Annotated in this window: 21 protein-coding genes; 7 read left to right on the forward strand and 14 right to left on the reverse strand. The window is 57.6% G+C overall.

Going from position 1 to position 22966, the window contains the following annotated elements; translation table 11 throughout:
• Positions 1 to 5 precede the first annotated feature (5 nt).
• The 14 genes from JV551A3_RS00695 to rpmH form a co-directional block, all read right to left on the reverse strand.
• On the reverse strand, positions 6 to 542 hold the full coding sequence (locus JV551A3_RS00695) for a F0F1 ATP synthase subunit delta (protein WP_003253191.1): 537 nt from the start codon (positions 540 to 542) through the stop codon (positions 6 to 8).
• A gap of 12 nt (positions 543 to 554) precedes the next feature.
• Positions 555 to 1025, reverse strand: coding sequence for a F0F1 ATP synthase subunit B (locus tag JV551A3_RS00700; RefSeq protein WP_027917106.1), 471 nt, complete (start codon positions 1023 to 1025; stop codon positions 555 to 557).
• Positions 1026 to 1082: 57 nt separating this feature from the next.
• Positions 1083 to 1340, reverse strand: coding sequence for a F0F1 ATP synthase subunit C (gene atpE, locus JV551A3_RS00705; protein ID WP_003097235.1), 258 nt, complete (start codon positions 1338 to 1340; stop codon positions 1083 to 1085).
• A gap of 144 nt (positions 1341 to 1484) precedes the next feature.
• Positions 1485 to 2354, reverse strand: a complete 870-nt coding sequence (atpB, locus tag JV551A3_RS00710; RefSeq protein WP_112251655.1) for a F0F1 ATP synthase subunit A — start codon at positions 2352 to 2354, stop codon at positions 1485 to 1487.
• Between the two features lie 16 nt (positions 2355 to 2370).
• Complete coding sequence (locus JV551A3_RS00715; RefSeq protein ID WP_008092225.1) at positions 2371 to 2778, reverse strand: F0F1 ATP synthase subunit I; 408 nt, start codon at positions 2776 to 2778, stop codon at positions 2371 to 2373.
• 149 nt (positions 2779 to 2927) lie between these two features.
• Complete coding sequence (locus JV551A3_RS00720; RefSeq protein WP_085621457.1) at positions 2928 to 3800, reverse strand: ParB/RepB/Spo0J family partition protein; 873 nt, start codon at positions 3798 to 3800, stop codon at positions 2928 to 2930.
• 9 nt (positions 3801 to 3809) lie between these two features.
• Positions 3810 to 4601, reverse strand: coding sequence for a ParA family protein (locus JV551A3_RS00725; RefSeq protein WP_112251656.1), 792 nt, complete (start codon positions 4599 to 4601; stop codon positions 3810 to 3812).
• Between the two features lie 18 nt (positions 4602 to 4619).
• Positions 4620 to 5270 carry a 16S rRNA (guanine(527)-N(7))-methyltransferase RsmG gene (gene rsmG / locus JV551A3_RS00730; protein WP_133969787.1) on the reverse strand — a complete coding sequence of 217 codons (651 nt, stop codon included), beginning with the start codon at positions 5268 to 5270 and terminating at the stop codon, positions 4620 to 4622.
• Positions 5267 to 7159: a tRNA uridine-5-carboxymethylaminomethyl(34) synthesis enzyme MnmG gene (gene mnmG, locus JV551A3_RS00735; protein WP_133969788.1), complete on the reverse strand. Its 1893-nt coding sequence runs from the start codon at positions 7157 to 7159 to the stop codon at positions 5267 to 5269. Before mnmG ends, rsmG begins: the two co-directional genes overlap by 4 nt.
• Positions 7160 to 7779: 620 nt before the next feature.
• The gene (gene mnmE / locus JV551A3_RS00740; RefSeq protein ID WP_133969789.1) at positions 7780 to 9150 is read right to left on the reverse strand and encodes a tRNA uridine-5-carboxymethylaminomethyl(34) synthesis GTPase MnmE; all 1371 of its coding nucleotides are present in this window, start codon (positions 9148 to 9150) and stop codon (positions 7780 to 7782) included.
• An 88-nt stretch (positions 9151 to 9238) separates the two neighbouring features.
• Positions 9239 to 10921, reverse strand: a complete 1683-nt coding sequence (gene yidC / locus JV551A3_RS00745) for a membrane protein insertase YidC (RefSeq protein WP_133969790.1) — start codon at positions 10919 to 10921, stop codon at positions 9239 to 9241.
• Between the two features lie 2 nt (positions 10922 to 10923).
• Positions 10924 to 11169, reverse strand: a complete 246-nt coding sequence (gene yidD / locus JV551A3_RS00750) for a membrane protein insertion efficiency factor YidD (RefSeq protein WP_075046823.1) — start codon at positions 11167 to 11169, stop codon at positions 10924 to 10926.
• Positions 11162 to 11566: a ribonuclease P protein component gene (gene rnpA, locus JV551A3_RS00755; protein WP_003253166.1), complete on the reverse strand. Its 405-nt coding sequence runs from the start codon at positions 11564 to 11566 to the stop codon at positions 11162 to 11164. The genes yidD and rnpA overlap by 8 nt, the downstream gene beginning before the upstream one ends.
• 13 nt (positions 11567 to 11579) lie before the next feature.
• Positions 11580 to 11714 carry a 50S ribosomal protein L34 gene (gene rpmH, locus JV551A3_RS00760; RefSeq protein ID WP_003253163.1) on the reverse strand — a complete coding sequence of 45 codons (135 nt, stop codon included), beginning with the start codon at positions 11712 to 11714 and terminating at the stop codon, positions 11580 to 11582.
• A gap of 596 nt (positions 11715 to 12310) precedes the next feature.
• On the opposite strand from rpmH, the gene dnaA reads away from it, so the two are divergent.
• From dnaA to JV551A3_RS00795, 7 genes are all read left to right on the forward strand, one after another.
• Entirely contained in the window at positions 12311 to 13849 is a 1539-nt protein-coding gene (gene dnaA / locus JV551A3_RS00765; protein ID WP_133969791.1) for a chromosomal replication initiator protein DnaA, read from the forward strand.
• A 40-nt stretch (positions 13850 to 13889) separates the two neighbouring features.
• Positions 13890 to 14993: a DNA polymerase III subunit beta gene (dnaN, locus tag JV551A3_RS00770; protein WP_114167579.1), complete on the forward strand. Its 1104-nt coding sequence runs from the start codon at positions 13890 to 13892 to the stop codon at positions 14991 to 14993.
• Positions 14994 to 15008: 15 nt separating this feature from the next.
• A complete protein-coding gene (gene recF / locus JV551A3_RS00775; RefSeq protein WP_133969792.1) occupies positions 15009 to 16112 on the forward strand; it encodes a DNA replication/repair protein RecF in 1104 nt (367 codons plus the stop codon).
• 4 nt (positions 16113 to 16116) lie between these two features.
• The gene (gyrB, locus tag JV551A3_RS00780) at positions 16117 to 18537 is read left to right on the forward strand and encodes a DNA topoisomerase (ATP-hydrolyzing) subunit B (protein WP_133969793.1); all 2421 of its coding nucleotides are present in this window, start codon (positions 16117 to 16119) and stop codon (positions 18535 to 18537) included.
• Positions 18538 to 19373: 836 nt separating this feature from the next.
• Positions 19374 to 20012 (forward strand): TnsA endonuclease N-terminal domain-containing protein, encoded by a 639-nt coding sequence (locus tag JV551A3_RS00785; RefSeq protein ID WP_011953077.1) that lies wholly within the window; start codon positions 19374 to 19376, stop codon positions 20010 to 20012.
• Entirely contained in the window at positions 19993 to 21951 is a 1959-nt protein-coding gene (locus JV551A3_RS00790; RefSeq protein ID WP_133978226.1) for a DDE-type integrase/transposase/recombinase, read from the forward strand. Before JV551A3_RS00785 ends, JV551A3_RS00790 begins: the two co-directional genes overlap by 20 nt.
• Entirely contained in the window at positions 21948 to 22907 is a 960-nt protein-coding gene (locus JV551A3_RS00795) for a TniB family NTP-binding protein (protein WP_010951429.1), read from the forward strand. The genes JV551A3_RS00790 and JV551A3_RS00795 overlap by 4 nt, the downstream gene beginning before the upstream one ends.
• Positions 22908 to 22966: the final 59 nt, after the last annotated feature.

Raw genomic sequence — 22966 nt, forward strand, 5'->3', positions numbered from 1 at the left:
CAAACTCAAGATTTCAATGCTTCGGCCAGTTTCGCGATCTTGCCGCGAACAGAGCCATCGATTACCAGGTCACCAGCGCGGATGACGACGCCGCCAATCAGGCTGGCATCCTCCGACGCGTGCAGGCGCACTTCCTGGCCTAACCGTGCACTGAGAACCTTGGCGAGTTTGTCTTGCTGTTCTTGGTTCAACGCGAAGGCACTGGTGACTTCCACGTCCACGGATTTCTCTTGCTCGGCCTTGTACAGGTCGAACAGGGCGGCAATCTCCGGCAGAAGCAGGAGACGGTCGTTTTCCGCGGCAACATGAATGAAATTCTGTGCCTGTGCATTGAACTTGTCACCGCACACGTCAATGAACGTGGCGGCCTTTTCTGCGCTCGTCAGTCGCGGGGCCTTGAGCAGGCGCTGCATGGTGTCGTCTTGCGACACCGCAGCAGCCAGGCCGAGCATGGCTGACCAATTGGCCAGTTGCTGATGGGCCTGGGCATGCTCAAAGGCAGCCTTAGCGTAAGGTCGGGCCAACGTGGTCAGTTCTGCCATGATCGCCCTCGCTTAAATTTCAGCGGCCAGTTTGTTAACCAGCTCCGCATGCGCGTTTTGATCGATTGTGGCGCCAAGGATCTTTTCAGCACCGCCAACGGCCAGGGCACCCACTTGGGCACGCAGGGCGTCTTTAGCGCTGTTCAGTTCCTGTTCGATCTCGGCCAGAGCCTGAGCCTTCACACGGTCAGCTTCGACGCGGGCCTGATCACGGGCTTCCTCGACAAGCTGAGCAGCGCGCTTCTTGCTTTGCTCAATGATTTCGGCTGCCTGTGCTTTAGCTTCACGCAGTTGCTGACCCACTTTCTCTTGGGCCAGCTCCAGGTCGCGAGCTGCGCGGTTGGCAGCGTCCAAGCCGTCGGCAATCTTCTTTTGACGCTCTTGCAGAGCAGTGATGACCGGAGGCCATACGTACTTCATGCAGAAGAGTACAAAAATCAGAAAAGCAACGGATTGGCCAATCAGGGTTGCATTAATGTTCACGCCAACACCTCGCTCGGTCTTAATTCATCACAGCCATCAACTCGTGGGTACGAGTGATTAGCCGGCGATCTGACCAACGAAGGGGTTCGCGAAGGTGAAGAACAGAGCGATACCAACACCGATCATGGTTACGGCGTCGAGCAGACCGGCAACGATGAACATTTTCACCTGCAGCATTGGAACCATTTCAGGCTGACGAGCAGCGCCTTCCAGGAACTTGCCGCCCAGCAGGCCGAAACCAATGGCGGTACCCAGAGCACCCAGGCCGATCAGCAGAGCAACAGCGATAGCGGTCAGACCAACTACAGTTTCCATCTTTCCTCCCGACTTTTACGTCGTATTGGTTAGGTTTTTAGTTTGAAGCGGTAAAACAAATCGTTTGGTACAGCATGCCCTTGCGGACTTTTTAAGCCCTCCCCCCAAACGAGCGGGGAAGGCTATCAGACACGCCAGGCGGTCTTAATGGTTATCTTCGTGAGCCATCGACAGGTAGACGATGGTAAGCATCATGAAGATGAAGGCTTGCAGGGTGATGATCAGGATGTGGAACACAGCCCACGCCCACTGCAGCACCACACCCAGGCCGCTGAGCCAGAGGATGCCGGCGCCGAACATCACGGCGATCAGGATGAACACCAGCTCGCCGGCGTACATGTTGCCGAACAGACGCAGTGCCAGCGAGATCGGCTTGGCGATCAGGGTGACGAATTCCAGCAGGAAGTTCACCGGAATCAGCAGGATCTGCACGAAGATGTTCTTGCTGCCGAACGGGTGCAGGGTCAGCTCACCGAGGAAGCCGCCCAGGCCTTTGACCTTGATGCTGTAGAAGATGATCAGGGCGAACACGCAGAAGGCCATGGCCAGGGTCGCGTTCGGGTCGGTGGTCGACACGGCGCGGAACGGAATGTGCGGATCACCGGAGATCAGGATGGCCAGCTGAGGAATCCAGTCGACCGGTACCAGGTCGATGGCGTTCATCAGGAACACCCAGACGAAAATGGTCAGCGCCAGCGGAGCGATTACCGGGCTACGGCCGTGGAAGGAGTCCTTCACGCTGCCGTTGACGAAGTCCACCAGCACTTCGACGAAGTTCTGCAGGCCGCCAGGTTGGCCGGAAGTCGCCTTCTTGGCCGCCATGCGGAAGATGAACAGGAAGATCAGACCCAGCGCGACGGACCAACCCAGGGTGTCCAGGTGGAACGCCCAGAAGCCCATTGCCTTGGCTTCTGCAGCCGAATGGGCGAAGCCCCAGCTGCCGTCTGGTAGTTGACCGTAGGTCAGGTTCTGCAAGTGGTGCTGGATATAGCCCGAAGCGGTTTCTGCTGCCATGGTTGCCTCAAACGCCCTAAGGTCTCGAAAGTCTTTTATTCATCAGCAGGGGCGCGAACCAGCTGACCAAAAGGGTCAACACGAAGACGCCGAATACTGCTAACGGCGCCAGTGGCTTCACTCCTGCGAAGGTCAGTGCAAAAAGCACTGCCGTCAAAATCATCTTGCCTGCCTCGCCAGCGTAGAACGACTTGACGATGGCTTGTGCCGCCCGGGCCCCACTGAAGCGAAAAGCCTTCCAGGCGAAATACACGTTGGGTAGCCAGGCAATCAAACCTCCGCAAAGGCCTGAATATCCACTGACCGCCCCTTTCCACTGCCACAACACCAACGTTGCCAGCAGCAGTACGACGAATTGAGCCAGCAGTACCGGGAAAACCGCCCAGCGATGGAAAGGCAGGCGGTTTGGCGTGCGTATTTCCATCACAACTGCTCCTCGGAAGTCGACCACCAAGTCAGCTATGACTTGGCATAATTTGTGCCGACAAAATGCGCGCAGAGTATAGGGGTGGATTAACCCCTATTCAACTATTCGGTAGTGATTTCCGACTGCGCGCTACAACGGGAATTGTTTCAGCGGATGTGAGCAAGCACGCCTTGCAACTCGTCAAGCGAGTTGTAGCGAATAACCAATTGGCCTTTGCCCTTGTTGCCATGGCGGATCTGCACGGCCGAGCCCAGGCGCTCTGCGAGCCGCTGTTCAAGGCGTGCAATATCCGGATCAGGTTTGCTCGGTTCGACCGGATCAGGTTTGTCGCTGAGCCACTGACGAACCAGTGCCTCGGTTTGGCGCACGGTGAGGCCACGTGCGACAACATGACGCGCCCCCTCCTCCTGGCGATGTTCTTCCAGGCCGAGCAATGCACGGGCGTGGCCCATCTCCAGGTCGCCATGGGCGAGCATCGTCTTGATCGCGTCTGGCAGGGTGATCAGGCGCAGCAGGTTGGCCACGGTTACCCGCGACTTGCCCACGGCATCGGCCACCTGTTGCTGGGTGAGCTCGAACTCCTGCTGCAGACGCTGCAGGGCCAGCGCCTCTTCCAGCGGATTGAGGTCTTCACGCTGGATGTTTTCGATCAGCGCCATGGCGATGGCGGCTTCGTCGGGCACTTCGCGGACCATCGCCGGAATCTTGTCCAGGCCAGCCTGCTGGGTGGCGCGCCAGCGGCGCTCACCGGCGATGATCTCGTAGCGGTTGCCATCGATCGGGCGCACCACGATCGGTTGCATCACGCCATGGTTGCGAATCGAGTGCGCGAGCTCTTCCAGCGCCTGCGGGTCCATGTCCCGGCGCGGCTGGTATTTGCCACGCTGGATCAGTTCGACCGGCAGGTGTTGCAGTTCTTTCTGGTCGATCTTCACAGCCTGCTCTTCGAGCGCGCTGACGGAAGGACCACTGAGCAGTGCATCCAACCCACGTCCGAGACCCCGTTTCTTGACGGCCATACGGATTCCTTAAGTTGTTTGTGCAGTGCGTGATTGACGGCGTTGACGGCGTACCAGTTCCCCGGCCAGGGCCAGATAAGCCAGCGCGCCGCGCGATTGCTTGTCGTAAGCCAGGGCCGGCATGCCGAAGCTCGGGGCTTCGGCCAGGCGAATGTTGCGCGGAATGACCGTGTCGTACAGCTGCGGGCCAAAGTGCTCTTTGAGCTGCGCCGAGACATCGTTGTTCAGGCTCAGGCGCGGATCGTACATGGTCCGCAGCAGGCCCTCGATTTTCAGCTCCGGGTTCAACCGGGCGGCAATCCGCTTGATGTTATCCACAAGGTCGCTGAGACCTTCCAGTGCGTAATACTCGCACTGCATCGGGATGATCACGCCATCGGAGGCGACCAGGGCATTGAGCGTGAGCATCGACAACGACGGCGGGCAGTCGATGAGGATGAAATCGTAATTGTCGCGGATCGGTGCCAAGGCATTGCGCAGGCGGCTTTCCTTGACCTGCATTTCCAGCAGCACCACTTCGGCAGCGGTCAGGTCACGGTTGGCCGGCAGCAACTGGAAACCACCGTGTTCGGAGTAATGCATGGCCTGGGCCAGGTCGCATTCCCCGATCAACAGGTCGTAGACCGAATGCTCGAGCTCGTGCTTGTCCACACCGCTGCCCATGGTGGCGTTGCCCTGCGGATCGAGGTCGATCAGCAGCACACGACGCTTGGTCGCAGCCAGCGAGGCGGCGAGATTGATACAGGTGGTGGTCTTGCCCACACCACCTTTCTGGTTCGCGATTGCGAATACCTTAGCCATTGTTGCGTGTGTTCCCAGTCATGCCTTGCGGCGCAGTATCAGCAGATGGCGCTGGCCCTGGCAACCCGGAACGGTCAGGGCCTGCTCGCTTTCCACTGTGAAGTCTGCGGGCAATGCTACCAGTTCATCGGCAGGATGCAGCCCCTTCATTGCAAGCCATTGCGTCCCGGTGTCGCCCAGATGGCGGGTCCAGTTGGTGAAGTTCTCCATGCTGCTGAAGGCGCGGGAGATGATTCCGTCGAACGCTTGTATTGGCTGGAAGGCCTCGACCCGGCTGTGGATAACCGTGAGGTTGTCCAGCTTGAGTTCCATTTTCACCTGGGTCAGGAAGCGGGTCTTCTTGCCATTGGCGTCCAGCACCGTCACGCGTTTGTGCGGATGCAGGATAGCTAACGGGATACCGGGCATGCCACCGCCGCTGCCGACATCCAGCCAATTGTCACGCTCGCTGTGGATAAACGGCATGACACTGAGGCTGTCGAGCAGGTGGCGCGACACCATCTCGTCGGGGTCGCGCACGGCAGTGAGGTTGTAGGCTTTGTTCCACTTGATCAACAGGGCAAGGTAGCCGAGCAGCTTTTCGTGATGCTCTGCGGTCAGCTCGACACCGAGCTGGCGCGCACCTGTGGACAACTCTTCAGCGTGTTGTGGGGTGACCAGGGAACTCAAGCGCTTTGCTCCAATTCGCGGCCAGCGCCGCGTTTTTTCAAGTGAATCAGCAACAGGGAAATCGCCGCCGGGGTGACGCCCGGGATGCGCGAGGCCTGGCCCAGGGTCTCCGGACGGGTCTGGCCCAGCTTGCCCTGGATTTCCTTGGAAAGGCCGGAAATCGTCGAGTAATCGATATCCACAGGCAGGCGAGTGTCTTCGCTGGCGCGCAGACGGGCGATCTCATCCTGTTGGCGGTCGATGTAACCGGCGTACTTGGTGCGGATTTCGACCTGCTCGGCGACCTGTGGATCTATCGCTTCGCCGCCGGTTGCCTCGATCAGGCCGGCGTAGTCGATTTCCGGCCGCGCCAGCAGGTTCAGCAGGCTGTACTCATGGCTGAGCGGGGTGCCGAACTTATCCACAATGGCTCGGCCTTGCTCGGTGTTCGGGCGTACCCAGGTCGACTTCAGGCGCTGCTCCTCGCGTTCGATGCCGTCGCGCTTGGCGCAGAAGGCGGCCCAGCGCTGGTCGTCGATCAGGCCAAGCTCGCGGCCCTTTTCGGTCAGGCGCAGGTCGGCGTTGTCTTCGCGCAGGATCAGACGGTACTCGGCACGCGAAGTGAACATGCGGTACGGCTCCTGGGTACCCAGGGTAATCAGGTCGTCGACCAGTACACCGATGTACGCCTCGTCGCGGCGCGGGCACCAGCTATCACGGCCCTGCGCACGCAGTGCGGCGTTGGTCCCGGCCAGCAAGCCCTGGGCGCCGGCTTCTTCGTAACCGGTGGTGCCGTTGATCTGCCCGGCAAAGAACAGGCCGCCGATGACTTTGGTCTCGAGGCTGTACTTGAGATCACGGGGGTCGAAGTAGTCGTACTCGATGGCATAACCCGGGCGCACGATGTGGGCGTTTTCCATGCCGCGGATCGACCGCACCAGCTCCAGCTGCACGTCGAACGGCAGCGAAGTGGAAATACCGTTGGGGTACAGCTCATGGGTGGTCAGGCCTTCCGGCTCGATGAACACCTGGTGGCTTTCCTTGTCGGCGAAGCGATGGATCTTGTCTTCGATCGAAGGGCAGTAGCGCGGCCCGACACCTTCGATCACACCCGAGTACATCGGCGAACGGTCGAGGTTCGAGGCGATGATCTCGTGGGTGCGTGCATTGGTGTGGGTGATCCAGCAGCTCACCTGGCGCGGATGCATCTGGGCATTGCCCATGAACGACATCACCGGAATCGGCGTATCGCCTGGCTGCTCAGTCATCACCGAGAAGTCCACCGAACGGCCATCGATGCGAGGCGGGGTACCGGTTTTCAGGCGGCCAACGCGCAGCGGCAATTCACGCATGCGGTGGGCCAGGGCGATCGAAGGAGGGTCGCCGGCGCGACCACCGGAATGGTTTTGCAAACCAATGTGGATAAGGCCGCCGAGGAAGGTACCGGTGGTCAATACCACCGATTCGGCAAAGAAACGCAGGCCCATCTGGGTCACCACGCCTTTGACCTGGTCCTGCTCGACGATCAGGTCGTCGCAGGACTGCTGGAATATCCACAGGTTCGGCTGGTTTTCCAGGATTTCACGCACCACTGCCTTGTAGATGGCGCGGTCGGCCTGTGCACGGGTGGCGCGTACCGCCGGCCCCTTGCGGTTGTTCAGAACGCGGAACTGGATGCCGCTCTTGTCGGTTGCCAAAGCCATGGCACCGCCGAGGGCATCGATCTCTTTGACCAGATGGCTTTTGCCAATACCGCCGATGGCGGGGTTGCAGCTCATGTGACCGAGGGTTTCCACGTTATGGGTCAGCAGCAGGGTTTTCACACCCATGCGTGCAGACGCAAGCGCAGCCTCGGTACCGGCATGGCCGCCGCCGATGACGATCACTTCAAAACGGGAAGGGAAATCCACCACGCACCTCGTGCCTGTTTTTGCGAATAGAGAAGGTAAGCGGACAAGTATAGGGACTTCACCCCCTTTAAAGAAACCTTCTGAGCAAAATTTGACCAGCCTGTGGATGAGTGGCAGGTAACAGAAATCAAAGAGGAGAAATTTAAAAAAGCTTTGTTTTTATGTTTATTCTTATGCACAAGCTCTTCTGTGGATAAGGTTACGTAGGCCTTTGTTCATGCTGCCTAGGGAAAAATTAAACCCTGTGGCTGGAGTGCCATGAGGGCTATGGATAACACGATTTAGCCTGTGGATTAAATGGCTGTTTACCCACAGGCGGGTTTGTCCTCAGAAAAAAAGCCTGCTTATCAACGGACCTGAAGGCGAGTTTTCCACAGAGCTCCTGAGCACGGATTCGAGCCTGTGAATGGAAAAAAACATGGAGGTAGGGCTGGATACGGACAAGGTGGGAGCGGGCGAGCCCGCGAAAGCGTCGGTACAGCCACAGAGATTCAGGGCTTGTAAGGGCCTCTTCGCGGGCACGCCCGCTCCCACAGGTACCCGGTTATCCCCTGTAACGAATTACAGGCAAAAAAAAGCCGCTCCCGAAGGAGCGGCTCTTGGGCTTGCCTGGCTGTGGATTACTTGCCGATGCAGAAGCTGGAGAAGATCCTCCCCAACAGGTCGTCTGAGCTGAATGCCCCGGTAATTTCCCCCAGAGCCTGCTGCGCCTGTCGCAAGTCTTCTGCCAGCAGCTCACCCGCGCCTGCCAGGGTCAATTGTTTGCGGCCGTGCTCCAGGTACTCACTGGCCTGGCGCAGGGCATCCAGATGGCGCCGGCGGGCGCTGAAACCACTCTCGGCCGTCTGTTCATAACCCATGCACGCCTTCAGGTGGTCACGCAGCAGCTGCAGGCCTGCGTCGTCCCCTTTGGCACTGAGGGTGATCGTCACATGGCCGTCATCGCACTGTTCCAGCGCGACCCGCTCACCACTCAGGTCGGCCTTGTTGCGGATCAGCGTGACCTTGCCTGGGTCTGGCCGCTGGTCGAGAAATTCCGGCCACAGAGCGAATGGGTCGCTGGCCTCGGGCGCGGTGGAGTCCACCACCAACAGTACCCGGTCTGCCTCGCCAATGGCCTTCAGCGCACGTTCCACGCCGATCTTTTCCACATGGTCATCGGTGTTGCGCAAGCCGGCAGTATCGACCACGTGCAGCGGCATGCCGTCGATGTGGATATGTTCGCGCAGGATGTCCCGGGTGGTGCCGGCGATATCGGTGACTATCGCTGCTTCGCGCCCGGCAAGCTGGTTCAACAGGCTCGACTTGCCGGCATTCGGCCGACCGGCGATGACCACGGTCATGCCGTCACGCAGCAAGGCACCCTGCCCGGCTTCACGCTGCACCTTGGACAGCTCATCGCGCACCACATCGAGCATCGACAGTACGTGACCGTCGGCGAGGAAGTCGATTTCTTCCTCCGGGAAGTCGATCGCCGCCTCGACGTAGATGCGCAGGGCAATCAACGCCTCGGTCAGGAAATGCACGCGCTTGGAGAATTCCCCCTGCAGCGAACGGAGTGCATTGCGCGCGGCCTGGCTGGAACTGGCCTCGATCAGGTCGGCGATGGCTTCGGCCTGGGCCAGGTCGAGCTTGTCGTTGAGGAATGCACGCTCGCTGAACTCGCCTGGGCGAGCCAGCCGGCAACCCACTTGTACACAGCGCTGCAGCAGCATATCCAGCACTACCGGGCCACCGTGGCCTTGCAGTTCCAGCACATCCTCGCCGGTGAACGAATTCGGCCCGGGGAAAAACAGCGCGATACCTTCGTCCAGCACCAGCCCTTCCTCGTCGCGGAACGGGCCGTAATGGGCATGGCGCGGAGTAAGCGTACGGCCGGTAATCAACTGGCCGGCCTTGGCCGCCAGAGGGCCGGACAACCTGACAATACCCACACCGCCGCGGCCCTGGGCGGTGGCGATGGCGGCGATGGTTTCACGCACAGTGTTCATGCTCGAAAGCCTCTACGACAAAAACGACAGATAGCAAAAACGCCCCACTAGGGGGCGTTTTTTATTCACAGGCTAGCGCAGTAGCCTGTCAAGCAGCAGCTTTTTTGCTGGCTGCTTCGATGCTGCGGGTGATGTACCACTGCTGTGCGATCGACAGGCAGTTGTTCACAACCCAGTACAGCACCAGACCAGCCGGGAACCACAGGAAGAAGAAGGTGAAGATGATCGGCATCATTTTCATCACCTTGGCCTGCATCGGATCCGGCGGCGTAGGGTTCAAGCGCTGCTGGATGAACATGGTGGCGCCCATGATGATCGGCAGGATGAAGAACGGATCCTTGATCGACAGGTCGGTAATCCACAGCATCCATGGGGCCTGGCGCATTTCCACGCTTTCCAGCAGTACCCAGTACAGGGCCAGGAACACTGGCATCTGCACCAGGATCGGCAGGCAGCCGCCCAGCGGGTTGATCTTCTCTTTCTTGTACAGCTCCATCATCGCCTGGGACATCTTCTGGCGATCATCACCGAAGCGTTCCTTCAGTGCAGCGAGCTTCGGCGCAACGGCACGCATGCGCGCCATCGAACGGTAGCTGGCAGCCGACAGAGGGAAGAACAGGCCTTTGATCAGCATGGTCAGCACGATGATCGACCAGCCCCAGTTACCCAGCAGGCTGTGGATATGTTGCAGCAACCAGAAGATCGGCTGGGCGATGAACCACAGGAAGCCGTAGTCGACGGTCAGTTCCAGGCCTGGGGACAACTCTTTCAGCTTGGACTGGATTTTCGGGCCGGCATACAGCATGGCGCTGGTTTCGACCTTGCCGCCAGCAGGCACGCTGATGGCCGGGCCGGTGTAGCCGATGATGTAGTTGCCCTGGCTGTCCTTGCGGGTCTGGACAACATTGTTGTCCGACTTGGCCGGAATCCACGCGGTGACGAAGTAGTGCTGCAGCCAGGCAACCCAGCCGCCGGACACATTTTCTTTCAAACTACCTTTGTCGATGTCCTTCATCGAGACCTTTTTGTAGGGCTCGGAAGCTGTCCACAGGGCAGCACCCAGGTAGGTAGCGGTGCCGGTGGCAGTGCTCGACGACGGATCGGAGCTGGCGTCGCGCTTGAGCTGGGCAAACATGTTGCCGCTCCAGGCCTGGCCGCTCTGGTTGTCGATCAGGTAGCTGACGGTCAGGTCGTACTCGCCGCGCTTGAAGCTGAAGCGCTTGATGTAGTTGACGCCGTTGTCGCTGAACTTCAGGTCGACTACCAGTTGTTCCTGGCCATCAGCCAGCTGGTAACCCTTCTTGTCGGCAGCGTACAGAGGACGACCGGCAGGACGGGCATCCGGACCGTTGACACCGGTCAGGCCGCTTTGCGCCAGGTAGACACGCTCGCCACCGTTGTCGAACAGCTGGAACGGAATGTCCGGGTGGTCCTGGCGACGTGGGTACTGCGGCAGGTTCAGCTGGACGATGTCACCACCGACCGGATCGATAGCCAGGTCCAGGACATCGGTCTTGACCCGGATCAGGTCCTTGCTGACCGCAACCGGTGCCAGTTCGGCTGCGCTGGTTTCGGCGTTGGCGTTTGGCACATCGGCGCTGGCGCCGGCATTACCGGCCGGTACGCCATCCGGCAAACCCGGGGCAACGGTGCTGGCAGCAGTATTCTGAGTCGGCAGGGCAGCCTGGCCGTAGTCCTGGTTCCACTTGAGGACCATGACATAGGACACGATTGCCAGGGCGACGATCAGGATCGTGCGTTTAATATCCATGATTACTCGGCTATCGAAGAAGTTCGGGAGGAAGGAGCGGGAGGAACGGGATCGAAACCGCCGTCGTTCCACGGATGACAACGCCCCAGGCGACGAACGGCTAGCCACCCACCACGCCAGAGGCCGTGGTTTTCGATGGCTTCATAAGCGTAACAGGAGCAACTGGGGAAGAAACGACAGTGGCTGGCCATCAGAGGACTAATGGCATAACGGTAAAACTGGATCGGAACGAGCGCCAGTTTACGCATCTTGGCTGTCTACCCCTGCGGAATTGGCGGTAACTGCTGGAGTGGGCCGGCTGCGCGCCAGGCGTTTCCAGAGTTTGCCAAAGTGTTGGTGCAATTCCGGGTTTTCTATCTCACCCAATCCCTTGCGCGCGACGATCACAATGTCCAACCCGGCAAGCAATTGCTGGTTCAGGCGAAAGGAATCGCGCATCAAGCGCTTGAGGCGGTTGCGTTGAACGGCGAGCTTGACGCTCTTCTTGCCGATTACCAGGCCGAGGCGTGGGTGATCGAGGCCGTTCTCGCGAGCAAGGATCAGCAGGTTTTTCCCTGGAACCTTGCCGGTTGGGGAGTCGAAGACCGCTTTGAAATGTCGGGGTGTAAGCAGTCGCTTTTCCCGACTGAAGTCCTGACTCACCACCTGTGCCGAAAAATCAAATGGCCAGACGCTTACGGCCTTTGGCACGACGACGCGACAGAACAGCGCGGCCGTTCTTGGTAGCCATACGGGCACGGAAGCCGTGGGTGCGCGCGCGCTTGATGGTGCTTGGTTGGAAAGTACGTTTCATGGCGTGTTACCTGGTTTGTCGACGACGGGCCGGGATGGCCCCCTTTTTAAGAGACCGGCGATTCTAGAGAAAGCAAGCCCGTAGGTCAATTTCCAACCAGTCTTTCCATATAGAGCACGTGATGGACGGTGCGTGCTTGGCCAATACCTCACGGGTGCTTGATCGGGCACACGAATTGGGGACAACATGAAAAAAAAGAAGAGACATATAAAAAGCTTTTCTGAAGAATCTATAAATCTTAGGTGGATAACCTTCTGTGGATAACCGTCTCTAGCCCATAGAACATGGGCTGTACAGAGTTTTACAAGTGCGTTATCAACCCGTGCTGCGCTTGTTTTCTTCATGGTCGAAAGCTGTGGATTAAAACGCCGCTTATCCACAGGCGAGTTATCAACAGGTCTGAACCCAGGGTTGTGCATAGCGCTCATGTCCGGTTATCCACAGGGCTTATTCACAGCATGACGAAGCCGTTTTGGTCGATAAATGGCTGTTTTGTCATGGTTCCTAACGTGTCCACATGTGGATAACTGGACGCTCGACCGGTACAATGGCGGTTTGTTTTTGCCTCATCCGGCTTTCAAACTCAGGGGATATCCGTGTCAGTGGAACTTTGGCAGCAGTGCGTGGAGCTTCTGCGCGATGAACTGCCTGCCCAGCAATTCAACACCTGGATCCGTCCGCTACAGGTCGAAGCCGAAGGCGACGAGTTGCGCGTCTATGCGCCTAACCGTTTCGTTCTCGATTGGGTCAATGAAAAGTACCTGGGTCGTTTGCTCGAGCTGTTGGGCGAAAACGGCAGCGGCATTGCGCCTGCCCTTTCCTTGTTGATAGGCAGCCGTCGCAGCTCCGCGCCTCGTGCCGCACCCAACGCACCAGTAAGTGCTGCGGTGGCCGCCTCGCTGGCCCAGACCCAGACGCAGAGCCAGACACAGAAGGCCGTGCCGGCCGCGGTTGAGCCCGTCGCCATGGCGGCGGCCGAGCCTGTACTGGTCGATGAACTGGCCGAGCCATCCTCGCGTGATAGCTTCGATGCCATGGCCGAACCGGCTACTGTGTCGGCCGGCAATGCCCGGACCGAACAACGGACCGTGCAGGTCGAAGGTGCGCTCAAGCACACCAGTTATCTGAACCGCACCTTCACGTTCGACACCTTCGTCGAAGGCAAGTCGAACCAGCTGGCGCGCGCAGCTGCCTGGCAGGTGGCAGACAATCCCAAGCACGGCTACAACCCGCTCTTCCTTTATGGGGGCGTGGGCCTGGGTAAAACCCACCTCATGCATGCTGTGGGTAACCACCTGCTGAAGAAGAACCCGAACGCCAAGGTCGTGTACCTGCATTCGGAGCGCTTCGTCGCGGACATGGTCAAGGCGCTGCAGCTGAACGCCATCAATGAATTCAAGCGTTTCTACCGCTCGGTGGATGCGTTGCTGATCGACGATATCCAGTTCTTTGCCCGTAAAGAGCGCTCGCAGGAAGAGTTTTTCCACACCTTCAACGCCCTGCTCGAGGGTGGCCAGCAGGTAATCCTTACCTCTGACCGCTACCCCAAGGAGATCGAAGGCCTGGAAGAGCGCCTGAAGTCGCGCTTTGGTTGGGGCCTGACGGTGGCCGTCGAGCCTCCAGAGCTGGAAACACGCGTCGCGATCCTGATGAAGAAAGCCGACCAGGCCAAGGTCGAACTACCGCATGACGCGGCCTTCTTCATTGCCCAGCGTATCCGTTCCAACGTCCGTGAACTGGAAGGCGCATTGAAGCGGGTGATCGCTCACTCCCACTTCATGGGCCGCGACATCACCATCGAACTGATTCGTGAGTCGCTCAAGGATCTGCTGGCGCTGCAGGACAAGCTGGTCAGTGTGGATAACATTCAGCGTACTGTCGCCGAGTACTACAAGATCAAGATCTCCGATCTGTTGTCCAAGCGTCGTTCGCGTTCCGTAGCGCGTCCACGTCAGGTGGCCATGGCCCTGTCCAAGGAACTGACCAACCACAGTCTGCCGGAAATTGGCGACATGTTCGGTGGTCGCGACCATACGACCGTGCTGCACGCATGCCGCAAAATCAACGAATTGAAGGAATCCGACGCGGACATCCGCGAGGACTACAAGAACCTGCTGCGGACGCTGACGACCTGATGGCCGTCTGCGCAGCTAATTGAAGGCAAGGGACTAGACCATGCATTTCACCATTCAACGCGAAGCCCTGTTGAAACCCCTGCAACTGGTCGCCGGTGTCGTCGAGCGCCGCCAGACCTTGCCGGTCCTGTCCAACGTATTGCTGGTCGTACAAGGCCAGCAACTGTCGTTGACTGGTACCGACCTGGAAGTCGAACTGGTAGGCCGCGTGCAACTCGAAGAGCCGGCCGAGCCTGGCGAAATCACTGTCCCGGCACGCAAGCTGATGGACATTTGCAAAAGCTTGCCGAACGACGCCCTGATCGATATCAAGGTCGATGAGCAGAAACTTTTGGTCAAGGCCGGCCGCAGCCGCTTTACCCTGTCGACCCTGCCTGCCAATGACTTCCCTACCGTGGAAGAAGGCCCGGGCTCGCTAACCTGCAACCTGGAACAGAGCAAGCTGCGTCGCCTGATCGAGCGTACCAGTTTCGCCATGGCCCAGCAGGATGTGCGGTACTACCTCAACGGTATGCTGCTGGAAGTTTCCCGCAACACCCTGCGAGCTGTATCCACTGACGGCCACCGCCTGGCGCTGTGCTCCATGAGCGCACCGATCGAGCAGGATGATCGCCACCAAGTCATCGTGCCGCGCAAAGGTATCCTCGAACTGGCGCGCCTGCTGACCGACCCGGAAGGCATGGTCAGCATCGTCCTGGGCCAGCACCATATCCGCGCTACCACCGGTGAATTCACCTTTACTTCGAAGCTGGTGGACGGCAAGTTCCCGGACTACGAGCGCGTACTGCCCAAGGGCGGTGACAAGCTGGTGGTCGGTGACCGTCAGGCGCTGCGTGAAGCCTTCAGCCGTACTGCAATTCTTTCCAACGAAAAGTACCGCGGAATCCGCCTGCAACTGGCCGCTGGCCAACTGAAGATCCAAGCCAACAACCCCGAGCAGGAAGAAGCTGAAGAAGAAATCAGCGTGGACTACGACGGTAGCTCGCTGGAAATCGGCTTCAACGTCAGCTACCTGCTGGACGTGCTGGGCGTGATGACTACCGAGCAAGTTCGTCTGATCCTGTCCGACTCCAACAGCAGTGCTCTGCTGCAGGAAGCTGGCAACGACGATTCTTCCTACGTTGTCATGCCGATGCGCCTGTAATTCGTAGCAGGCGAAATGTCCCTTCGACGTATCATTGTCACCGCGGTGCGCAATCTGCACCCGGTGACACTCTCACCCTCCCCCCGCATCAACATCCTTTACGGCGCTAACGGTAGCGGCAAAACCAGCGTGCTTGAAGCCGTACATCTGCTCGGGCTGGCGCGTTCGTTCCGCAGCACCCGCCTGAATCCGGTTATCCAATACGAACAGCCTGCCTGTACCGTGTTCGGCGAGGTGCAACTGGCCGAGGGTGGCAGCAGCAACCTGGGTGTATCCCGGGAGCGGCAAGGGGAGTTCACTATTCGTATTGATGGGCAGAATGCGCGGAGTGCGGCGCAGCTGGCTGAGCTGCTTCCGCTTCAGCTCATCAATCCAGACAGTTTCCGCCTGTTGGAAGGCGCTCCAAAAATACGCCGCCAGTTCCTGGATTGGGGAGTGTTCCACGTGGAACCACGTTTCCTGCCAGCCTGGCAAAGGCTGCAGAAGGCACTGCGGCAGCGGAACTCATGGTTGCGGCATGGTACACTTGACCCAGCTTCGCAAGCCGCTTGGGACCGGGAATTATGCCTGGCCAGTGCGGAAATAGATGAATACCGTCGCAACTACATCAAGGCCTTGAAGCCCGTCTTCGAGCGAACCCTGAGCGAACTGGTCGAGCTGGACGGGTTGACCCTTAGCTACTACCGAGGCTGGGACAAGGACCGGGAACTGCAAGAAGTACTCGCGTCCTCTCTCCTTCGCGATCAGCAGATGGGCCACACCCAGGCCGGTCCGCAGCGCGCTGATCTGCGTCTTCGTCTGGCTGCCAACAATGCAGCCGACATCCTGTCGCGTGGTCAGCAAAAGCTGGTGGTGTGCGCATTGCGCATTGCCCAAGGCCACCTCGTTAGTCAGGCTCGCCGCGGTAACTGTATTTATCTCGTAGATGACTTGCCGTCCGAACTGGACGACCAGCATCGCCGCGCGTTGTGCCGCTTGCTTGAAGAATTACGCTGCCAGGTGTTCATCACCTGTGTAGATCACGAATTACTGAGGGAAGGCTGGCAGACGGAAACGCCAGTTGCTTTGTTCCACGTGGAACAAGGCCGTATCACCCAGACCCACGATCATCGGGAGTGAATGCATGAGCGAAAATCAAACGTACGACTCCTCCAGCATCAAGGTGCTGAAAGGTTTGGATGCCGTGCGCAAGCGCCCCGGCATGTACATTGGCGACACCGATGATGGTAGCGGCCTGCACCACATGGTCTTCGAGGTGGTCGACAACTCGATCGACGAAGCCCTCGCCGGTCACTGCGATGACATCACCGTCATCATCCACCCGGACGAATCCATCAGTGTGCGCGACAACGGTCGCGGCATTCCGGTCGACGTGCATAAAGAAGAAGGCGTTTCCGCAGCCGAGGTCATCATGACCGTGCTGCACGCCGGCGGTAAGTTCGACGACAACTCCTACAAGGTATCCGGCGGTCTGCACGGCGTAGGTGTTTCTGTTGTGAACGCCCTGTCCGAAAAGCTGGTATTGACCGTTCGCCGTAGCGGCAAGATCTGGGAACAGACCTACGTTCACGGTGTTCCACAGGCGCCGATGGCGGTTGTCGGTGACAGCGAAACCACCGGTACCCACATCCACTTCAAGCCTTCGGCTGAAACCTTCAAGAACATTCACTTCAGCTGGGACATCCTGGCCAAGCGTATCCGCGAGCTGTCGTTCCTCAACTCGGGCGTTGGCATCCTGCTGAAGGATGAACGTAGCGGTAAAGAAGAGTTCTTCAAGTACGAAGGCGGCCTGCGTGCTTTCGTCGAATACCTGAACACCAACAAGACCCCGGTCAACTCCCAGGTATTCCACTTCAACGTCCAGCGTGACGATGGCGTGGGTGTTGAAGTCGCCCTGCAGTGGAATGACAGCTTCAACGAAAACCTGTTGTGCTTCACCAACAACATTCCGCAGCGTGATGGCGGTACTCACCTGGTGGGTTTCCGTTCCTCGCTGACCCGTAGCCTGAACAGTTACATCGAACAGGAAGGTCTGGCCAAGAAGAACAAGGTGGCGACCACTGGCGACGACGCCCGTGAAGGCCTGACCGCGATCATCTCGGTGAAAGTGCCGGACCCTAAGTTCAGCTCGCAGACCAAGGACAAGCTGGTCTCCTCGGAGGTGAAAACCGCCGTGGAACAGGAGATGAACAAGTACTTCGCCGACTTCCTGCTGGAAAACCCGAACGAGGCCAAGGCCGTCGTTGGCAAGATGATCGATGCTGCCCGTGCCCGTGAAGCGGCACGTAAAGCCCGTGAAATGACTCGCCGTAAAGGCGCGCTGGATATTGCCGGCTTGCCAGGCAAACTGGCGGACTGCCAGGAAAAGGACCCTGCCCTTTCCGAACTGTACCTGGTGGAGGGTGACTCCGCGGGTGGCTCGGCGAAGCAAGGCCGCAACCGTCGTACCCAGGCAATCCTGCCGTTGAAGGGTAAAATCCTCAACGTCGAGAAAGCGCGCTTCGACAAGATGATCTCGTCCCAGGAAGTGGGCACGCTGATCACTGCACTGGGCTGCGGTATTGGCCGCGAAGAGTACAACATCGACAAGCTGCGTTATCACAACATCATCATCATGACCGATGCTGACGTTGACGGTTCGCACATCCGTACCCTGCTGCTGACCTTCTTCTTCCGTCAGCTGCCGGAGCTGGTCGAGCGCGGTTACATCTACATTGCCCAGCCACCGCTGTACAAGGTGAAGAAAGGCAAGCAGGAGCAGTACATCAAGGACGACGAGGCCATGGAAGAGTACATGACCCAGTCGGCCCTGGAAGATGCCAGCCTGCACCTGGACGAGTCGGCACCAGCGGTTTCCGGTGTGCAGCTGGAAGCACTGGTGAATGAGTTCCGCAGTGTCATGAAGACGCTCAAGCGTCTGTCGCGCTTGTACCCGGAAGAGCTGACCGAGCACTTCATCTACCTGCCGGAGGTGACCCTGGAACAGCTGGGTGACCACGCTGTGATGCAGGCCTGGCTGGCCCAGTTCCAGGAACGTCTGAACAACAGCCAGAAGTCCGGCCTGGTTTACAAAGCCAGCCTGCGTGAAGACAAAGAGCGCAACGTATGGTTGCCAGAAGTGGAAATTACCTCCCACGGCCTGGCCAGCTACGTCACCTTCAACCGGGACTTCTTTGGCAGTAATGACTACCGTACCGTAGTCAACATTGGTGCCAAGCTGTCCAGCTTGTTGGGCGAAGGTGCTTACGTGCAGCGCGGTGAGCGCCGCAAGGCAATCGTCGAGTTCAAGGAAGGCCTGGATTGGCTGATGAACGAAACCACCAAGCGCCACACCATCCAGCGATACAAAGGGCTGGGCGAGATGAACCCTGAGCAGCTGTGGGAAACCACCATGGACCCGACCGTCCGCCGTATGCTCAAGGTCACCATCGAGGATGCGATCGCTGCTGACCAGATCTTCAACACCCTGATGGGTGATGCGGTCGAGCCACGTCGTGATTTCATCGAGAGCAACGCGCTGTCGGTATCGAACCTGGACTTCTGATCCGGTGTAGGTTCACAGAAAAGCTGCACGCTTTCACAAATAGATGACCGGCCGGGCTTCAACCATGGCCCCTGTCGGTCACCATCAAGCCCGCCTTCGCGGGCTTTTTTTTGCCTGGAATTCCTGCCGGGGCGCCCTACTCCGCTCATTGGAAAATGATGCAGATGGGGGGATTTGAGGAAGTGATTTGATGGGGCGCTGGAAGTGCTGAGAGGGTCGGCGGGCGGATCTGAGCAGCAGAGAGATTGAGAGGACTTTAAAACTAATATTTGAACACCTTAATAGTTAATTAAGCGTACGTGTTAAGTATTAATTTGAACAATTTAGTATGGAAATGGAATTTGGTGGAAGTTGCCATTTTGGATTTTTTGTAGATTTCGAAGGGATGTTGGAATAAGATCTATGACCAACTTTTCCGCTTTGCACTGAAGATTTTCAGCCAAATCAGCTGTTTGAAGCGAGAGCTTCAGACCTGATCCAAATTGCTCCAGCGATCACGAAGTGGCCGTTTAGAAATAAAGAGAGCAAGCCGATTGCTTTAGATTCTGATCAGTCATGAGAGTCATGACCAATGAGAGAAAAGGAGACCTGAAAATGTAGAAAAACGCGATCAATCCCGAGAGGACTGACCGCGCTTAGCGAAGCAGACTTGCGTCCTCAGAACCCGCAATGTCTGCTTTTTCGAAGCGACTGTCAATCCTCTCCCATTTTTTCGACCTTAGCGAGGTTACTCGACGGCACAGTGTTGCCTGTCGAAAGGCCTCACTTCGCCCGCCCTGCGCCTTGATTTTTTGGCGCAGCGTCGGCGCTCGTTTCGAGATTTTCGGAGGTGTTTCATGACAGTACGAAAGGTGGTCACGCGGCGGTCCAACCATTACCGCGGCTACTTCCCATCGCTCAAAAATAAAAAGCCTGTGCCCTGGGAGTCCCAGCTCGAAGGCGCTCTTTTTCGGCTTCTTGAGCTGTCTCCTGCGGTCATCGGCTACGTCCCGCAGCCCAGTGAGGAACGTGTTCCATCGCTCCAGGGCTACTTCAAATATTACCCAGACGTACAGGTTTTCCTCGCGGATGGGCGCGAGTGGTGGTTTGAAGTGAAGCCTCACGACCGACTGAAGATTGCCAGCGTCAGGCAGCGACTGGATGCCGCTGAGCGCTACTTCAACGCCACTGCCCGTAACTTTTCGGTGATCACTGAAAAGTTAATTGAAGCTGAACCCCTGGCTACCAATCTTAGAAGGCTGATGTATCACCGGCGCGGTCCAGAGCTTTCGCATCAGGCGTTGGAGGAGGTAATGGCGACCTTCAACGAATGGCCGCCTATGACCGTTGCAGATCTGCTCTACGTGGTTGGTGAGGGGAAAGCCTGGCGCTTGTTAGGCCTTGGGGTGGTGGGCATTGACCTTGATAGGTCAATTGACACTGACTCCCCGGTCTTCCTGCAAGGGGGGCACCGTCATGCAAACCTTTTCCCTTAAGGTGAAATTGGTCGTCATCGTTCGTGGCGTACTGATGGTGCTTGAGAAGAGGCTTATTGACCGGAAGCTGCTCTTTTTCGATGAGCTTGGTGAGCCCACGAAGCTATCCGAGAAGGAGTTCTATGAGGCCTACGAGAAGCGCGAGATCGAGATCTCCGCTGATCAGCCATACCTTGGGAGGGTTCCGTATGTGCGGAACGTCCCTCCAGATATTTCATGCTTCCCCAAAAAACATGGAGATGAGGCATTGCGTCGACGCAAGTATCTGGACGACCTAACTAAGCGCGGTAAATACAAGCTACCGGGTGACGAAGACATGATCAAGAAGCTTAGAGATATCGCCAAAAAGATTGGGGATGCGTGCGCACCCTCGGTTTCCACTATTCGACGTTGGGCAGCCAAATACATTGGCCAGAACGTAGTAAAGCTTATCCCTCAGCATGCCAAAAAGGGTCGGGCTGCCGCGATACAGGGAGAGCTCGAAGTTATTCTTGAAGGGGTGATTAATAAAACCTACCTGCAGGATACGATTCCAGCGGTCAGCGTGGTCGTTTCAGAATTCGAGGATCAGATAAAAGAGAGGAACAAAAGTCGTTTGCCTTCGGATCAGCTCAAGATCCCAAGCGGAATGACTGTCCGAAGGTACATCGCCAAGCTGGATCCGTACCTTGTGGATAAGGAGAGGCTCGGAAAACACGCAGCAGACAAGAAGCACCGTGTTGCGGCGGGTGTCCTACGTGTCCATGAGATTTTGGAACGTTGGGAAATTGATCACACCTTGTTGGACGTCCAGCTTGTGGATGAAACCTCGGGGCTGTGCATTGGGCGCCCCTATCTGACGATCGTCCTCGACCGCTTCTCTCGAATGGTGATGGGATATTTGCTCCACCTGTCGGCGCCAAATACGGAAACCGTGCTTCGTGTGATCGAACGCTCAATCCGTCCAAAAGCCGAATTGCTGAAGCGCTTTCCGAAAGTGAGAAATGAATGGTGGGCACGTGGGCTGCCGGCTCGAATAGTCCCAGACAACGCAGCGGAATTTCACGCGGGCGATCTCATCATGGGATTCAACGAGTTGGGTATCGAGATCATGTATCCCGCTTCAAGGGCCCCTCAAAGGAAAGGTGCCGTCGAACGCTTTTTCAGCACACAGAACCTGGGGCTTATCCACAACCTCCCGGGTACCACCTTCTCGAATATCCAGCAGCGTGGCGATTACGACTCGGAGAAGAATGCATGTTTCACGCTCCCTCAATTGGAGGCGGTGGTAGTGAAATGGATCGTCGATGGTTACCACCAGACTCCTCATCGGGGGCTGGACAACAGAACACCGGCTCAAGTCTGGGGGACTAGCGAGGCGAACCATGTCATCAGCCTTCCCGTCGACCTGGACTCGTTGGAGTGCATTCTGGCCAAGCGGGCCTCGGTGAAGGTTCACCATTACGGCATCGAGGTTGCCAAAGTGGGCTACCACTCTACGGAACTTGCTGAGCTCCGTATGCGTTTGGCAGACGGAGAAAAGGTAAACGTCCGCTATCGAGACGAAGCCGGGCACGTTTGGGTTCACGACCGCTTCAGAAACTTGTTCTTCAAAGTGCCCGCCAAAGATGAGCGAATGGCCGGTAAGAGCAGGGAGGTGTGGAAGGCTGCCGAGAAAGCGCTGCGAGAAAAATATAATGAGCAGCCTAGCTTCGAGGCTACGCACAGGTGCTACCAGGAAATTATGGAAGATGCAGACGAGGCCCGCCGTTCGCAGACGCTCAGAAAACGACGCGCAGCTGCCATAGCGAAAATCGACAAGGAGGGTCGAGTGACCGAAAGCACGCCTCCACCCAAGGTACTCGCTGAAGTGGAATGGACCGGTGACTCTATTCCTAACATTCCGCCAGCAGCCTTCAAGGTCTCGGTTCGTCGCCCTGCTGGGAGTTCTAAGCCATGAACGCCATCAATCTGTACGAATGCTACGAGCATGGTGAATACAGCTTTACGCTCCGCGATCGTTTTATTCACAGCCCTCAAGTCGAGCGAGCGTTGACGCGACTAGGCGATATCCACGGCGATAGTCGGCGTACCAGAGCAAGTAAAGGGTTGCTGATCCAAGGTCCAAGCGGAGTGGGCAAGAGCACATTGGTCAAGGAGTACATTCGGTCATTGGAGGAATTGGAGAGCCATGACCCACAGAAGCGGACAGTTCTGTTCGTCGAGATGCCTTCGTCTCCAACCAAAAAGAACCTGGCAGCAGCCATTTTGGCAGAGCTGAAGGATCCCTTCGCAGAGGCACGAGGACATTCGGCAGAGGTTAAATTTGCGCGAGTAGTCCTGCTGCTGAAGAACCTTGGCGTGGAGATGTTGGTCCTCGATGAGGCGCAGCACCTGGTCGATTATCGTCGTAATGGTGCGTATGAGGCAGCAGACTGGATCAAGAGTCTGATGAATGAAACCAGTATCGCGTTTGTTCTGATTGGGCTGAAGCGCACCGAAAATCTCCTGCTAGCAAACGAGCAACTGCGACGCAGGTTTTCGGCCACGGTGGCATACGATCGCTTCACCTTCTCCGCTAATACGTCTCTTCATTTCGTGATGTTGTTGCAGGCAATCGAGGGCGAACTGCCTGTTCAAACCATCAGTTTTGTAGAGCCAGCGATGATTAAACGCTTCTACCTGGCTTCCTATGGATTGATCGACTACCTCATCAAGATTGTGGACAGGGCTGTTTGGCTGGTTCAAGTCCAGGACCTTGTCGGGATTGAACTTCCTGTGCTGGCCCAGGCTTTTGAAGACGAGGTTTGGAGCTACGCCACCGAGGATCGAAACCCCTTCAGTGCGAGCTTCAATTTCCAGCCTCTGTTCGGGAAGCGGGAGCCGTTTGAGACGTTCGAAGAGAGCAGTACCTGACGGCCAAGGGCCGGGCTTATCGGCCCGGCTCTACTCCCCTGATTTTTATGTCTTCGATT

It is taken from the genome of Pseudomonas inefficax, from assembly GCF_900277125.1.
Lineage (GTDB): Bacteria > Pseudomonadota > Gammaproteobacteria > Pseudomonadales > Pseudomonadaceae > Aquipseudomonas > Aquipseudomonas inefficax.

Bases quoted from the DNA above. Each gene is read 5' to 3' on its own strand.
- JV551A3_RS00695 (WP_003253191.1), bottom strand. From the start codon at position 542: ATGGCAGAACTGACCACGTTGGCCCGACCTTACGCTAAGGCTGCCTTT.
- atpE (WP_003097235.1), bottom strand. From the start codon at position 1,340: ATGGAAACTGTAGTTGGTCTGACCGCTATCGCTGTTGCTCTGCTGATC.
- atpB (WP_112251655.1), bottom strand. From the start codon at position 2,354: ATGGCAGCAGAAACCGCTTCGGGCTATATCCAGCACCACTTGCAGAAC.
- JV551A3_RS00715 (WP_008092225.1), bottom strand. From the start codon at position 2,778: ATGGAAATACGCACGCCAAACCGCCTGCCTTTCCATCGCTGGGCGGTT.
- JV551A3_RS00720 (WP_085621457.1), bottom strand. From the start codon at position 3,800: ATGGCCGTCAAGAAACGGGGTCTCGGACGTGGGTTGGATGCACTGCTC.
- JV551A3_RS00725 (WP_112251656.1), bottom strand. From the start codon at position 4,601: ATGGCTAAGGTATTCGCAATCGCGAACCAGAAAGGTGGTGTGGGCAAG.
- mnmE (WP_133969789.1), bottom strand. From the start codon at position 9,150: ATGAACACTGTGCGTGAAACCATCGCCGCCATCGCCACCGCCCAGGGC.
- yidC (WP_133969790.1), bottom strand. From the start codon at position 10,921: ATGGATATTAAACGCACGATCCTGATCGTCGCCCTGGCAATCGTGTCC.
- yidD (WP_075046823.1), bottom strand. From the start codon at position 11,169: ATGCGTAAACTGGCGCTCGTTCCGATCCAGTTTTACCGTTATGCCATT.
- rpmH (WP_003253163.1), bottom strand. From the start codon at position 11,714: ATGAAACGTACTTTCCAACCAAGCACCATCAAGCGCGCGCGCACCCAC.
- dnaN (WP_114167579.1), top strand. From the start codon at position 13,890: ATGCATTTCACCATTCAACGCGAAGCCCTGTTGAAACCCCTGCAACTG.
- recF (WP_133969792.1), top strand. From the start codon at position 15,009: ATGTCCCTTCGACGTATCATTGTCACCGCGGTGCGCAATCTGCACCCG.
- gyrB (WP_133969793.1), top strand. From the start codon at position 16,117: ATGAGCGAAAATCAAACGTACGACTCCTCCAGCATCAAGGTGCTGAAA.
- JV551A3_RS00785 (WP_011953077.1), top strand. From the start codon at position 19,374: ATGACAGTACGAAAGGTGGTCACGCGGCGGTCCAACCATTACCGCGGC.
- JV551A3_RS00790 (WP_133978226.1), top strand. From the start codon at position 19,993: ATGCAAACCTTTTCCCTTAAGGTGAAATTGGTCGTCATCGTTCGTGGC.
- JV551A3_RS00795 (WP_010951429.1), top strand. From the start codon at position 21,948: ATGAACGCCATCAATCTGTACGAATGCTACGAGCATGGTGAATACAGC.